This window comes from Tropicimonas sp. TH_r6 (assembly GCF_033101155.1).
Lineage (GTDB): Bacteria > Pseudomonadota > Alphaproteobacteria > Rhodobacterales > Rhodobacteraceae > Tropicimonas.
Genome location: NZ_JAWMPX010000011.1, coordinates 103,832 through 118,144 on the forward strand (window position 1 = coordinate 103,832; position 14,313 = coordinate 118,144).

Below are 14,313 nucleotides of genomic sequence, written 5' to 3' on the forward strand. Positions count from 1 at the left end.
AGCTGCCGAGCATCCCGATGCCGTTCCGATACTTGGGGTCTACACGGCTTCGGGATGCGGCCGGATCCGGAGGTTCCAAGCCCAAAATCAATCGAGAGCTACGATTGCGCTGGAACGTTCGGGACCGGTGGTAGCTGACCACCACTTGGATGCCGACGCTCTTGATTTATCGCTAACTTTTCCTGAAAGGCCCCATGCTTCAGGAAAGAGGTACGCACCGCCGTAGGGGTGGACACATCGTTTTAGAATTTCAAGGTCATCGATCTCTACTGACGTCTCGAGAAATTCCCGGGTCGCGCAAACGCCATGACCGTCGTCGATACATGCGTAGGCCAGCACCGAGCCGCGGAGGTATCCAAGCCAATGACTGTCTTCCAAGCCTTCCTGCTCATAAAAAAGGAAGTCCCGACCGACCTCGGAGACTTGTTGTCCGAGACACTCACGCCCCCGAAAACGACCCGCGCGTACCTTGAAGGCCGACAGCGTCACGAGCCCGCCGGCGTTCAGGACCTGTGTTCCCCGAAAGGATGTGCATCCGTTCAGTTCAAGTTCGAGCAGTGAGCGGAACACGATATCGTTTCCTAATCTGCTGAGAACACGACGACCTACCGGATCGTCAATGTACTCTTCGAACACGTCTAAGCGCGCTCGGTGAGCGCGCCTATCGGCTTCGATGAGCATGTCGTTTGGTCTTTCCGTCAACATCAACCTTCCTCGATCAGTTAAGCCCAATTTAGGCTTAAATCGCGCGTGAGGTACGCCGCTGTCAAGCCACAGCGGAAGGTCGCATGCCAAAAACAATCAGAAGCCCCGGCCTCCTTGCCTTGGGAGCCGCCATCGTAAGAATCAGAACAACCAGGGGAATGTCGCAGGCCGAGTTCGCTGAATCCCTTGGGTATCAGCAGTCATTCATAGCGAAAATCGAACTCGGAAATCGGCGCCTGGATGTTGTCGAGCTGGTCCTGTTGGCCCGGGCTATGAAAGCTGACCCAGTGGAGCTTCTTAACGTCGTGCAACGAGCAGTTTGCGCAGATGATACGATTTGAAGTCGGCGGAACATGGGGCAGCCCCATACTGCCGCATCGGGACTGGTCGAGCGGCAAGCCCACGTGGATACCGCCCGGTCAAACCACCGCCCAGAGCCCCTGCGGATATATCCGGTTGAGGTGGAGTTCGACCAGTTCAACTGCATCGCACAGGCCTTCATCTTTAATTTCTTCTGTGCATAGGCTCAGAGTATTGATCAACGCCCAAGCTAATTTCGGATGACCGATTGAATTGTCGGTCTTTGCCATGCGCGCATAGTGTGCAGCCTGCGCAATCGAGTTTTCGATATCTGTCATGACTGGTTCATCCTCATTTGTGTAATTCGCGTTTTTCCGGTATGGTTGATCGAACCTGGAGGATCACGGACCCGCCAGCGCGAGATTGTCGTGTTATTCGAGAATGTGATTTGAATCGCTACCACCCGAAAATCCATATCCAAACTCCCTAATGATTGTTTTTTCACAATATGCACCCTATGCCCTCGCCATCCGCGCCTCACATTAAGTGACTGGGTAGGTTGACGGTCCTTTGCAATGAACGCGAACCGCGGTCTACAGCACGCTGGACAGTGGACAGATCCTTGCAGCAGACCACAAGGTTTTGCTGGGCACGAGTAGACCCGGTGTAGACCAAGGTTCGATCCAGCATTTGCCTGCAGGCACCCGTCTCCGGCAAAACGAGAATCACGTTGGGCCATTGGGAACCCTGCGCTTTGTGGATTGTGGCGGCAAATCCAAGTTCCAGTTTCTCCAGTACTGGCCTACCAAGTGAAACCTCCTCGCCGTTAATCTCGGCTACTCCAAAGATCTCGTCACACGGTGACGTCGTCGCTTTTGTGACACGCCCCAGAAACCCATTCCTGATGCCGAATGCATAGTCGTTTTTTGTAACTATTACACAGTCACCTTCGTAGATCCGGCTGCCTTTTTCGGTTATCCACCCTTGCCAGTCATCTCCATTCTCAGTGCTGCCGAGCCTGGGGCGGTCGACGCCAATGAGAGATTGGATTGCCCAGTTAATCTCTCGAACGCCACCTACTCCTCGATCGGTTGGAGATAATACCATGCACTGCTCTTGCCCACCCATGTCAAAATATAGGTCGGCTATATCACGAGCATTGGAAATGGGATACAGGATGCAATCGCCATTAGGTTCTTGATCAAAAGTTGGTATCGATACACTCTTGCCCCGACGAATAGCACTTCCAAACTTATGAATACCACTTTGCTCGCTCTGTCTTTTAACAGCCGTAAGCCGATAGTGGGGGATGCGGACACTCTTCATTATGGCGTGAAAGACCAAGCCGGGGCTAATTGGCGGTAGCTGTTGGTCGTCGCCAACGACGATCCATCTTGTCGCGGGCGGCAACAGACGAAGCAAATCATACATTGACTTGAGGTCTACCATACTGGCCTCGTCGATCACCGCGACGACGTGATCCGGTCGGCGAGCCAAAGGCGTCCTCTTCAATTCTTGAACAAATTTGAAGATTGTGTGGGCCTCTCTGCCCGTCGCTTCCGCCATGCGTGACGCAGCCCTGCCGCTGAAAGCAAGCAGGACGATTTTGGTGTCCCTGCTTAGATGGTCAAGGAGCGCCAGAACACCTGTTAGGATCGTGGTCTTTCCGACGCCCGCACCGCCAGATAATGCACACACCTTGTTCGTCGTCGCCCCGATCACAGCTTTTCTCTGTTCCGGTGTCAGGGAAAACGGAATCGAACTTTCGAACAGCTCTAACCCTCGAGAAATCTTCTCATCGGAAACCGTGTGTTCCCATTCTGCAAAGGCTGACCCCGATCCATCGGGTCGATTCAGGGCTTCAAGAATTTTGGATGCCACGAAGTGCTCAAGTAGAAAGGGTCCCTCAAGCTGGTAACCAACAGATGTCTCGACCACGACTTTTCGGGCGCCAGCAGCTCGAAGTGCCTGGTCGGGATCGACTTCTCGCTTTTCAACCTCCAAGACGAATTCCGCCTTGGGCATGGCTGTGGAGCCCGTTCTACTACAGAAAGTACCTATGATGTCGGCCACCTGAGCCGCCCGGTACACGGGATCCTCCTCCGAGATGCCTATAGCCGTGGCAATCGCGGCGCATTTTCTGAATGACACACCAAATTGACGCAATACGAAAGGGTCCGCCTCCAGAAATTCAACTGTCCTTCCCTGCCATGTCTTTACAATGGTGTGGGAAATCCCAACATCTAAATCACGTTCAGAGAGCCAGTGGATGGCAGCAAGATGTTCATCCTTCGGGAATTTCTCATAGATTTGTTCGATGGCGAAATCGGGAAGACCCAAGTCTCGCAGGGCGTTGTCGTCTCTTGCCTCAATAATCTGGATCAGTTTTGGGTGACGGGCAAGTCTCCCTGCTCTAACTTCGCCAATTCGATCGATATTGTGCCTCAACCAAACTTCAAACAATCGTGGGGAAGGCTTAATGAACTCCGCGGTCTTGGCCACGAAATGTGTTTCGTGGATGACGAAGCTACCTGCCTTGAAGTGGCGCTCGCCTTCTGTGCCAACCACACGCCAAATGGTACCAGGGCGGGCAAGTTCTCTCAGAGATTTGGGGACAGAGACTACAAGACTCTTGGCTGCATCAATGACTCTGCCATCTTCCGAGAGGGATCTCGCGCTGAATTGGCCGTTGGAGCGCCGTTTCTTTATCTGGATCAGCTTCGTTTCAGTCATCAAGAACCCGAAGAACCGCGCCAGTCTCGTCAAAAGCCTCCTTGGCTGCCGCGAACTCTTTTAGATTGGCTAACTCGATACGAAGTTGTCGGTTCTGTTCCTCTAACACCGCCAATCTCTCAAGAAGTTCGTAGTTGGCAGATTCTGCCCGATGGGCCTTTCTGACTGCACGTTCTCGCGCCGCACCTTCCTCGCGCGCTTCATTTGACTGACTGCCCCTTTCAGTTTTCGGGTTGCCCCATTTCCGGTCACATTCCTCCAAAAGTAGTTTTACATCAGGGTTCTGAGTAAAGACGCTTCTTGAGAACCCGAGTTCCTCCATTATCGCCCGTCGAAATAAAACTCCGTTATGTACGTATTCATACATATCGCCTTCGGCTTCACGTTCCGCAACCCACGCTCGAAAGCTCGCGGCATTCTTTTCGCCTAAAGGTCGGCTCACCTTTGCTCTCCCACGCTTCGGCTGATTTCATGTAGAGCTTGCAACTCGTCTCCAAGTATAATGTCGGCTCCGGTGAGTGAGAGGATATCCTCTCCTTCCTTTCGAAGCCCAAGGTGTCGCAATTCGTCTTCATCGCTTAGTCGCTTCAGGAAGTTCAACACCTTGGACCGATTCATTTCACTAACGAATTCGTTGGACGGTGTCGGTAGAATTTTATGCCTGTCATCTCTACCTGGCTCCAGCAATACTTGTACGTCTATCCCAGGGATTTTGAGCAAGCCACTCACCAGCAGCTTCAACTTTTGATCAGCAATGCGTCGTTTCTCGATTTCAGATCGAAAAAATTGACGAAGCTCGAGAGATTCAATTTCTGCCAAACGTGCTTCAATTTGAGAGTTGATCAGAGGCTTTCCCTTGGTCTTAGGTTTGGACCGTTCTTCCTCCCGGGCTTTGACGTAGGCTTGGAGGCCATCGATGTCCTTTGCAATGGTGGTTCTGGTTGGTCCCCTCCAATTCATTGCTCGGATATATTTGTCGACGTTGGTTGCGTTGATCGCTCTTCTGCGCAACATACTACTTGGATTGTGGACCGCCTTTGCCGCTTCGCCGTTCTCTACGGCGTCGCAGGCCGCAACCAGTCTATCAATCGTAGCGACGCGGACCTCAGGTTTTGCAAACTGCTGAGCGTCTACCATAAGTCGATCAAGAACCAACTTAGATGTCACTACCTGGTCCACTTGCTTTCCTCCAATGCTCGAGCCGGATTTTGGTCCCAAGGACCACTCGGAAGGGTTTTAGTGCCGTCAAGCAGACCGGGAATGATTCCTTCATCGTCTGAACTTTCACGCTCCAAGCGAGCTACGAGATCGCCAAACTCGTTCATGGCACTGTCTCGTTGAGCCTTAGGCAATCCAAGAAGATACTTGGCAACATCCCCGTTGTTCGCGGCGATATCCCAAAGAACTTCGTTTCGACTCTCCCTGAGGCCACTCGGAACATCCATCGACGAGCCGGCGATCGTCTTCGACTCAGTCATAATATGTTGAAGAAGGCTGAAGTGGTGTTCCTCTTTAATTTGAGTGGAGACCTTGCTCGGCAGGGCAGGTAGGTTTTCTGAGTTCTCATCAAACTTCAACAGTTCTAAGCACTTTTGGATTGTCTGATACTCTGCGGCCCAATCTGACCACAACTCATCTCGGAAGTCCCGCTCTTGGTTTAATCTTGCTTCAAGAACCGCAACCGCCCTTCCTGAACCTCGGGTGGAACGAATCTCGGAATTCAATTCCTGTTCCTTTTTGGTGGAAGCGCCGATTTCCGACATTAGGATGTTCGCGTTCAATATTAGACCGTTGAGAAACGCTGGTCCGGTGATGCGAAATCGGCAGCGTGAGCAGGCTTTGTCCCGGTGAACGCCATAGTGTGTGGATCCCTTCCTCACTCCTCCATCACCGCAAGTTCCGCCGGGGCAAACACCATGAGAGAACACTGAAAAGGAACCTGCTGAGTTCGCCAGATTGGGACTCGTTCTAAGTGTTTGGGTTGCCAGGTCCAGTGCTTCGCTCTCTCCGACAGACACAAGGCCGCCCATAATCCTGGAAATTGCATCGTCCAGCTCATTTTCGTCCTTAGCCAGGGACATTGCCCGAACAGCCTCCAGTCGGCGCTCTTCGAATCCCTTTGCAATTGCTTCGTGGGTTTTCCGAAAATCCACGGCCTCGTAATGCAGCGTCATGATAGGACTTCCATGGCCTGCAAGTAGTTGCACAATAGTTGGGGGCACGCCCAACTCAAGCAGCGCAGTAATAACTGCCACACGTATCGAGTGCACGTCCCAAATCGGATTTCCAAGTTTGTCAAAAAAATGATACTTAGGAACGTCTACTCCGAGGTGGTCCTGACGCTTGGCGTGCACAATCGGTTCGCAGTGACGCAGTAGATAAATCCAATATCTATTTACCTTGTCCGCACTGACTGCAGTAACCTTTGAGGATGTTGGATCGCGTAACAGAGGATAAACTATAGGGAAGGCGTTCTCATCATTTGTAATGGCTTTGGTCTCAATTGCTGGCACCGGGTGCTCTATTGGGTTGTGCCTCTCTTGTAGATCTTTAACTGCTTGAAGTCGGAGGGCAAAAGGTTCTGGTAGGTATGGAATTTCCTGTTGGTTGACTGTTTTGCTTTTAAGGATCCGCATCGAAAGAACTTCGTGATCGACACCAATCTGAAGTAGCTGAATAGCCCCTTGGCGAATATCTGCGGTGGCCTGGTTTGATGGGTTTGTGATCCTACGCTTTGATGCCACATCAATCAGAAATTCGTCACCCTGGCCGCTGTCCAGCCAGCGAGCCGATGAACTACGCATTCCGAATGTTAGGATGCAATCAATTACCGCCGGTTGGACCGGCACAACGCTGTCGACCGGTCTTCCGTCGACTTTCTTAATTGTGGTAGATCGACTCTCATCCTTGAGTTGCTGAAACAGTTTGTATGGCGTTCCGTCAGTGGCGGCAAAGGCGTTCTCCTCAATCAAAGTCTCAACAATCAGGGCGGGAATCGATTTGCGTCTTGTCCGGTACTCCTTTGTGTCATTCTCCCAATCGATCTTCGGCTTTATTGGGCTGTCGATGTCCGGTGAATGCTCACTCGACCATTGCACAAAGAGCTGATATAGCGGTCGCAGAAAACCTCTTCGCCTATATCCATGTCGTTTAAGAAAGTTTGCAAAAGTAGGAGTGTCCGCACTTCTTAGATCACGGATGTGAAGTTGGCGGCTGATATCTTGGAAGTCTGAAGGCCGTTGTTCAGGTGGTAATGTAAATAGGTACGTAATCCAGCAAATAGAGCTTGTGTAATATTCGTTGGTTAGTTTACGGGAGGTGACGGATTTAATGGTATTTTCGAGAAGTTCGACCCACGCCAAAATTCCATCATCGAACCCGTCTTGAGGATACGGCTTTCCAGATCGCCGTTCAAAGTTCGAAACTTGAACCTTGAGGGCTTGGCTAACTGTAACGGTCGGAGACCGAAAAAGAGCGAATGGATCTTTTGAGATTGTTGCTGCGGAGCTCCTTGCGGAAAAAACGCCTTCCCAATTTCGACGCTCTTCTCCTTGAATGTCGAAGTGATCAAGGCTTCCGTAAAAAAAGACTCTAAGCCCATTTTTGCCCTGCGAGGCCGACACGGCTCTGGCCAAGTCTATGCAGGTTGGCTCAAACGTCGTCGACGTGCAATAGTTTGTCCCAAAGTACAGAGTGAAAAGATCGACTTCTTGTATTCGACGATCCTTCCGTCCGGTTTTGGCTGTTTGGCTTCTTGAGTAGTCGTATTTCTCGCACGAAATCAGCTCCTCGTACCTTTCTTTGGGCAGCAGAAATTTGAGGGTGGTGTTGCGAAATGCAGATGAAAGGAGTCTTGCAACTGCCGATTTGTCTCTCTGTATCATGTGGATTGGCAGTAGGATGAGATTTCTCTTGGAGAGCCACATCAGGAACAGCAGTGCTGCTCGACGGTCGCCACCAAATCCATCTGCCCTCCTGGACTTTACGGACAGGTGATCTTCAAGCAGCCTCTGAAGCTTCTCGTGAGCATCAAGGTGTTGATTCTGTTGCAGGTAAGTTCTAATTTTGGGAAAGTCTGCTCGGATTGGCATTGCCCAGTTGTCGTCTAAGTCGACTCGGCTCTCCTTGTTCACTAATACTCCTGCCATCATGTCGGAAAAGTTTTGGGGACTGAAATCAAACAATATCTCGTGCAGGGCAGGGTGTTTGAGTCGCCTTGCAAAGATGACGCCTCCAGCCTTGTCGGTAGTCCGGGGCCAGTGCCCATTTTCTTGGAGCCAACTTCTTAGAACCAGAGAGCGACGTAGGAACAAGAACTTGTAGGCATTGGAATTCTTGTCCAGCGTTCCCTTGAAAAAAAGGGGCAGATTGCCATGTTCGGACTCCCACTTGTCATGGTCTGGTTCGATGGCTGAGTGAACCAGTGGGTGCTCGAAAGCGGCTCTTGGTGTCAGAGACAGTGTTTCCGCAATGGCTCGTCGGTACTCATCTTCGAGATCATCAAGTTCGCCGAGTAATTGCTCCGTTGTTATATTCTGAAGCAAGAACACTTGATCAGTGGTGTTCGCAAAGAACCGACCTGTTTCAGTTGTAGAGAGAAGGGATCGATCGTCTGTCATGATCGGTTGCCGTCGGTGAGTAGGTTTTCCGCGAGGTGGTCGTGCACGGACTGCGCGCATCGAGCGTAGTCGTTTTGGGATTTGACGCTTCTATCGCCTCGTATTATTTGAATGTCAGATGGTCCAAGGTTCATTATTGTTTCCGCAATCCATTTCGCTAAATGCCTTAGGCCGTGAATGTTCCTGCCTCTTACGTGAGGTGCTATACCTACGCGATGGCAAGCGGCGACCCATGCCTTTTGTATCCTTGCCATTCTTAGGGGTTCCCCGAAGGTGTTGTCTTTCGATAGCATGTTAACAAAAAAATATGGATGCCTTCGGCTGGTTCGATTTGACAGGTGGAATTGCTGTATTTCTTCTACACACTCTCTAAAGCATCTTTCTGCCGATCGGTCGAGCCAGAAGGTATTTCCCGTCAGTTGGTAGCCATGAAGTAATTTTGACTTCCAACCTGACCGCATTGGGTGGCGTTCTGGCAACAGATTTCGAGGCGTCATGTTGTATTTTTCATCGAGGTACGTTTGTCGGGTGATCTTTTGTGTTGAGTTTGATTGGTCCAAGTAAGTACTGTCAGAGGGGTGCGCCATAAGTAGAAGGGTTGTTTCATCCTTTAGACCTGGGCCAAAAAATTCACTCCGATAGCTTCCTGGAAGGATGTCTATCTGCCACACATGAAGAAGCTCGCTGATCCTGTGTGATCCGAATGCTGCGGCGAGCCATATTGCGCGAAACACTGGGTTTCGCTCCGCGAAAACAATTTCTCTGACCTCCTCCAGCGGAGCGAATGGTCGAAACTGCGGTTTCTGTGAGTCCGGACGTACCCATCTCGGTACGTGTGACGACCCCGGACGATGATCTTTCCAGTATCTCCTCGACTTTGCGAGGTGGCTAAAAAAGTCAGTACTTTTGGAAAGGGTGAGTGATTTTATTGTCTTTGATGGAATGGACAGGCTGCGCTCGTTTAGCATTCGCCCGCCATTGTATTCCTCTTCAAGAAAAGTGAAATATTCAACTATATGTCTAAATTCGTTCCTGACCGTTGCCTTCTGCACGGGCGGCCAATCCAATAAGTGAAGTTTGTCGTGTGATGGGAGTGACTTGGTGCCATTGATACGCCAATCCAGGTATGCGTAGATTGCTTGGGTTTGCTCTTCTATTCCGAAGCGTTCTCCCGCCGCAAACAGGCCGTAAAAGTTCATGAAGCGTGTTATGGTCTTGATGCGCTGTTGGATTGAGGGAAGCCCATAAGCGAGGGTTAACTCCCTTGCCCAGATAAGTGCCTTTAGGTCCAAGGTCGCGTCTTTTTCTTGCTGCGTGAAGATCACCGGTAGGAAGTCGTGACCGTCCCCATGGATTGGGAGCATCACTTCGACTGCCAAGGGGAATGTTGTGTTCGTCACGAGGCACACTATGTCTATGGTGGTGAATCGAACTTATGCGCGTTCTTGTGACTGGTCAAGCACTCGGGGAACAAAATGAAAGTGGTGGTAAAAGGCTACGACACGAAGGTCATGCGCAAGGTCATCGCCCTGCGCAAGCGCGAGCCCGACGATATCGCCGAAGAGGAAGCGGTTCTGGACATGTACAAGGAAGCGCTCGGGATGTCGTGATCGGGCGGGCGCTGCCACGGGGAGGCCGGAGCTTCCCCGGAGGCAGGTCGGCCATCCTTGAGCGGCATCAGGGCGCGAGCAGGGTCACACCGTCCATCGCGGCGACCTGCTCGACCTCCGCTTCGTATTTCTCCGTCAGCGCGGAGATGCGCGCGCCGGTCCATCCCGGCAGGTCCAGTTCCATCTCCACGGCTTCTTCGCACACATATTTGTCGAGAAAAGCCGAAACGACGCGCCGGCGGTGTTCGGCGCTGGCTGGCGGATGGGCTTCGAGATAGTCATTCATCCGCAGAACGCCTTCATCGCTCATCAGTTCCGAGACGAAATCGTCGATGCCGTCCAGTTCCATGGCATCCTCGACGCCGGAAAGCGTTTCGAGGATCTCCGGCCAGATCAGCGGCGAGTCCTCGTTGCACCAGATCGTGACCGGGCTGTCAGGCGCAGCGATCCGCAGGCGCGTGACCATATCGACCCAGGACAGCGCCTCGGGGTTTATCCGGCCGATATACTCCCCGAAGCTCTCCTGGTCGGCGAACCGCGCATGCATGGCGGGGATCATCGTGGCGGGATTGCGCAGGGCGAAGGCGAACTCGGCCACATGGCTGGGGAAGAGATTTCGGATCCAGGGCACGCGCTCGCCGACCAGCGGGTAAAGCGTGTCGCCCATGATCGCCCGGCGCGGCACGCAGAGGAAGGAATCGTTCGAGAAGATCACCCGTTCGGGCGTGTCGAGGTCGATGATCTCCTCGAGGATATGATCCTGCATCTCCTCGTTGGCCGGTTGCCCCTTGAGCTGGATCATCGCTTCGCGGAGGACGGGGCGAAAACGGCCCGGCTGGGCAGCGACAATTCCGCGGTGTTGCAGCATCTCGTCATTTCGCAGCAGACATCGCAGGGCGCGATCCTCGTCCGTCGAGTGGAGCCCGATATGATATACGACCTTCATGAGCGCCGCCTGCCTTTGGTATCCGAGCTGACCTCGTGTTGCCGGCACCCTACAGACGCCCGCAGGAGGTGGCAAACGGGATGACGCCGGGACAGGAAAGGCCGGGTTGGTTGTGGACTCTCGGTCGCGGTCCCGCGAGGTCATGATCACAGCGACGCTGCCTCTGCCTCTGTCTGACTGGTTCGGACCTCCCGCCGATCCCGCTGCAATGCGACGCCTCGGCTGCTTGCGCTTGCCCCGCGCGATCCGGCAGAGTGGGGCGGTTCAGGCGAGGGGGAAATGTGTGCGGTTTCTGTTGATCGAGGACAATCTGGGGCTGGCCTCGGCAGTGGTCGAACGGCTGGTGCTGGACGGTCATGTCGTCGATCATGCCGCGGACCTGCAATCGGCGCGCGATTTCACCGCGACGACCGAATATGACCTCGTGCTGCTCGATATCATGCTGCCCGATGGCGACGGGCGCAGCTTCCTCGACGAACGCCGCGACGCCCGCGACGAGACGCCGGTGATCGTGCTGACCGCGCGCTCGGAAGTCTCCGACCGCGTCACGCTGCTGGATCTTGGCGCCGATGACTACCTGACCAAGCCCTTCGATTTCTCAGAGCTGGAGGCGCGCTGCCGGGCAGTGCTGCGGCGGCGCGGTGGCTCGCCGACCAATCGCAAGCAGATCGGCAACCTGACCTTCGACCCGCAGGCCGCGACGCTGCGGGTTGGCGACCGGACGACGACGTTGCGTGCCCGCGAGCTGCGCCTGTTGGAGCTGTTTCTCGGCGCGCCCGGACAGATCATGAGCAAGACACGACTGGTCGACCGGCTGTTTTCCTATGACGAGGAGGTGTCCGAGAACGCCATCGAGGTCTATGTCGGCCGGCTGCGCAAGCATCTCGACGGCTCGCCCGTCTCCATCGTGACCGTGCGTGGGCTGGGCTACAGGCTCTCGGTGGAATGAGCCGGCGTCCGCCCTCGATCCGCCGCCGCCTGACGCTGCGGCTGCTGCTGGCCTCGGCGCTTCTGGCCGGGTTGCTCTTCATCATCGTGATCAATTTCGCCCGTTCCGTGGCCCAGGTCAGCCAGGACAATATCCTCGAGGCCTCCGTCACCTCGATCCTGGAATCGGCCTCTGTTCAGAAGGGGCGGGTGGGGATCGACATTCCCTATGCGGCGCTCGCCATGCTGGGCAATGTCTCCGATGACCGGGTGTTTTACCGGGTCAGCGTCGATGATACTCATCTGACCGGCTATCCCGATCTGCCGGTGCCGGACGGACCGCCGGATGATCATGGTCGCCGCTTCGAAACTGCGGACTATCTCGGCGACGAGATCCGCATCGTGTCGGCCTCCCGCAAACTGGCGCGCGATGGGCACCCGGTCTGGGTCACGGTCTCGGTGGCGCAGACCCGGGGCGGCTTGCAGAACATCCTGCAGGTGATCTGGCGCAATGCCGCGTTCCTCGGTGCCGGCTTCTTTGCCATCGCGGCGGTGCTCGTCGTGACCGGTGCACAGGCGACGGTGGACCCGCTGGAACGGCTTGCGGCATCGGTCTCGCGGCGCGGCCCGCAGGATCTGCGCCCGGTGGAGGCGGAAGTGCCGGTCGAGATGGAACCGCTGGTCGCCTCGCTCAACCGCTTCATCGCCCGTTTGAGTACGACATTGGCACAGTCGGAGGACTTCATGGCCGAGGCGGCGCATCGGGTGCGCACGCCGCTGGCCACCGTGCGCGCCCAGGCCGAGGTTGCGATGGCGCGGATGGACAAGCCGGAAAACCGCGCCTCGCTGGGCGACATGATCCGGGCGCTGGATGAAAGCTCCCGCGCCGCCAGCCAGTTGCTCGACCACGCCATGGTCACCTTCCGCACCGACCAGCTCGAACACCAGCCGCTACACCCGCATGAGCTGATCGAGGAGACCGTGCGGCGCTTGCAGCCGGTGGCGGGTCTGAAGGATATCGCCATCTCGGTCGAGGCGCCGCGCGATGTCGAGCTTGTGGGCGACGCGATCCTGCTCCAGAGCGCCTTCGGCAACCTGCTGGACAATGCGATCAAGTATTCCCCGCATGAGAGCGATATATCGGTTATCTGCGGTCCGTGTCCGGGGGAGAGCACGGCCGAGCCACGGGATTTCTGGCGCATCCAGGTCATCGACCAGGGGCCGGGCTTTCCGACGGGCACCGGCAAACGGCTGACCAAGCGTTTCGCACGCGGCAGCAATTCGGAAGGAACCGTTGGCTCCGGGCTGGGGCTGACCATTGCCGAGGAGGTCGCCCGTGCCCATGGCGGACGGCTGGAAATCGGACGCAACCCGGAAGGAGACGGCGCATGCGTTTCGCTCATCTTGCCCGTATCGTGACACTCTTGGCGGCGCTTGCCGGGGTTTCCGGGCGAGCAGCGGCCTTCGAGATCGAAGCCCACAGGGTCTTCGAGGCCGCGCCCGGCGGGCCGGTCCTGCGGATCCTGTCGACCACGGATATCGAGATCTTCGAGCCGATGTTGCTGGAGTTCCAGCGCCGTTTCCCGGAGACGACCATCGACTATACCGTTGCCAGCAGCACCGAGGTGATGCGCGCGCTGCGCGATGAAGAAAGGGCATTTGACGTCGCACTCTCCTCCGCGATGGACCTTCAGACCAAGCTGGCCAATGACGGCATGGCGCGCAAGCATGTCTCCGAGGCGACCGAGCGGCTGGCGGACTGGGCCAACTGGCGCGATCAGGTCTTCGCCTTCACCCAGGAGCCGGCGACCTTCGTCATCTCGCCGGCTGCCTTCGAGGGGCTGGAGCTGCCGCGGACTCGTCAGGCGCTGATCACATTGCTGCGCGACCATCCGGAGCGGTTTCGCGACCGGGTTGGTACCTATGATATTCGCACCAGCGGTGCCGGCTATCTCTTCGCTACGCAGGACGCACGCACCTCCGAGACCTATTGGCGGCTGATGGAGGTGATGGGGGGGCTGGGCACACAGCTCTATTGCTGTTCGGGCGAAATGATTTCGGATGTCGCCGAGGGGCGGCTGGCCATCGCCTATAACGCGCTTGGCAGCTACGCGCTGCCGCGCCAGCAGGCAGGCGAGCCGATCGAGATCATCCTGCCGGAGGATTTCACCACGGTCATGCTGCGGCTCGCGCTTCTGCCGACTCATTCGGACTCCCCCGAGCTTGGCGCCGCCTTTGTCGACTTCCTGCTGGAAACGGCCTGGAGCGGAGATGCGCCGCAATATTACCCATTCCCGACGGTGGATTCCGATAGCGTTGCCGAGATGTCCTCGTTGCGCCCGATCCGCATCGGGCCCGGGTTGCTGGTCTATCTCGACGCGCTCAAGCGTCAGGGCTTTGTCGATGCCTGGCGCGATGCGCTGACGCGCTAGGCGGCACACACGGCTTGAATCCGTGCCAATCGAGCTTTCAC

Annotated in this window: 12 protein-coding genes and 1 pseudogene; 5 read left to right on the forward strand and 8 right to left on the reverse strand. The window is 55.4% G+C overall.

What is annotated here, in order from left to right; translation table 11 throughout:
• Positions 1 to 87 precede the first annotated feature (87 nt).
• Positions 88 to 705, reverse strand: coding sequence for a hypothetical protein (locus tag R3X27_RS12610; protein ID WP_317709217.1), 618 nt, complete (start codon positions 703 to 705; stop codon positions 88 to 90).
• An 83-nt stretch (positions 706 to 788) separates the two neighbouring features.
• Between R3X27_RS12610 and R3X27_RS12615 the strand changes: the two genes are divergently transcribed.
• Complete coding sequence (locus tag R3X27_RS12615; protein WP_317709218.1) at positions 789 to 1,046, forward strand: helix-turn-helix transcriptional regulator; 258 nt, start codon at positions 789 to 791, stop codon at positions 1,044 to 1,046.
• A gap of 78 nt (positions 1,047 to 1,124) precedes the next feature.
• Here the strand turns inward: R3X27_RS12615 and R3X27_RS12620 are convergent, their stop codons facing one another.
• From R3X27_RS12620 to R3X27_RS12645, 6 genes are all read right to left on the reverse strand, one after another.
• Positions 1,125 to 1,343: a hypothetical protein gene (locus R3X27_RS12620; RefSeq protein WP_317709219.1), complete on the reverse strand. Its 219-nt coding sequence runs from the start codon at positions 1,341 to 1,343 to the stop codon at positions 1,125 to 1,127.
• A gap of 199 nt (positions 1,344 to 1,542) precedes the next feature.
• Positions 1,543 to 3,738 carry an AAA family ATPase gene (locus tag R3X27_RS12625; RefSeq protein ID WP_317709220.1) on the reverse strand — a complete coding sequence of 732 codons (2,196 nt, stop codon included), beginning with the start codon at positions 3,736 to 3,738 and terminating at the stop codon, positions 1,543 to 1,545.
• Positions 3,731 to 4,180 carry a hypothetical protein gene (locus R3X27_RS12630; RefSeq protein ID WP_317709221.1) on the reverse strand — a complete coding sequence of 150 codons (450 nt, stop codon included), beginning with the start codon at positions 4,178 to 4,180 and terminating at the stop codon, positions 3,731 to 3,733. The genes R3X27_RS12625 and R3X27_RS12630 overlap by 8 nt, the downstream gene beginning before the upstream one ends.
• Positions 4,177 to 4,917, reverse strand: coding sequence for a hypothetical protein (locus tag R3X27_RS12635; protein ID WP_317709222.1), 741 nt, complete (start codon positions 4,915 to 4,917; stop codon positions 4,177 to 4,179). The genes R3X27_RS12630 and R3X27_RS12635 overlap by 4 nt, the downstream gene beginning before the upstream one ends.
• Complete coding sequence (locus R3X27_RS12640; protein ID WP_317709223.1) at positions 4,905 to 8,357, reverse strand: hypothetical protein; 3,453 nt, start codon at positions 8,355 to 8,357, stop codon at positions 4,905 to 4,907. The genes R3X27_RS12635 and R3X27_RS12640 overlap by 13 nt, the downstream gene beginning before the upstream one ends.
• Positions 8,354 to 9,736: a hypothetical protein gene (locus tag R3X27_RS12645; protein ID WP_317709224.1), complete on the reverse strand. Its 1,383-nt coding sequence runs from the start codon at positions 9,734 to 9,736 to the stop codon at positions 8,354 to 8,356. Before R3X27_RS12645 ends, R3X27_RS12640 begins: the two co-directional genes overlap by 4 nt.
• Before the next feature lie 111 nt (positions 9,737 to 9,847).
• Here R3X27_RS12645 and R3X27_RS12650 point away from each other — a divergent pair.
• A pseudogene (locus R3X27_RS12650) lies at positions 9,848 to 9,967 on the forward strand (DUF2312 domain-containing protein); the annotation flags it as partial.
• Positions 9,968 to 10,034: 67 nt separating this feature from the next.
• Here R3X27_RS12650 and R3X27_RS12655 read toward each other — a convergent pair.
• On the reverse strand, positions 10,035 to 10,913 hold the full coding sequence (locus R3X27_RS12655; RefSeq protein WP_317709225.1) for a hypothetical protein: 879 nt from the start codon (positions 10,911 to 10,913) through the stop codon (positions 10,035 to 10,037).
• A gap of 283 nt (positions 10,914 to 11,196) precedes the next feature.
• On the opposite strand from R3X27_RS12655, the gene R3X27_RS12660 reads away from it, so the two are divergent.
• The 3 genes from R3X27_RS12660 to R3X27_RS12670 are packed head-to-tail and all read left to right on the forward strand — an operon-like array spanning position 11,197 to position 14,272.
• Entirely contained in the window at positions 11,197 to 11,862 is a 666-nt protein-coding gene (locus tag R3X27_RS12660) for a response regulator transcription factor (protein ID WP_317709226.1), read from the forward strand.
• Positions 11,859 to 13,259 carry a sensor histidine kinase gene (locus R3X27_RS12665; RefSeq protein ID WP_317709227.1) on the forward strand — a complete coding sequence of 467 codons (1,401 nt, stop codon included), beginning with the start codon at positions 11,859 to 11,861 and terminating at the stop codon, positions 13,257 to 13,259. The genes R3X27_RS12660 and R3X27_RS12665 overlap by 4 nt, the downstream gene beginning before the upstream one ends.
• Positions 13,229 to 14,272 (forward strand): ABC transporter substrate-binding protein, encoded by a 1,044-nt coding sequence (locus tag R3X27_RS12670; protein ID WP_317709228.1) that lies wholly within the window; start codon positions 13,229 to 13,231, stop codon positions 14,270 to 14,272. The genes R3X27_RS12665 and R3X27_RS12670 overlap by 31 nt, the downstream gene beginning before the upstream one ends.
• Positions 14,273 to 14,313: the final 41 nt, after the last annotated feature.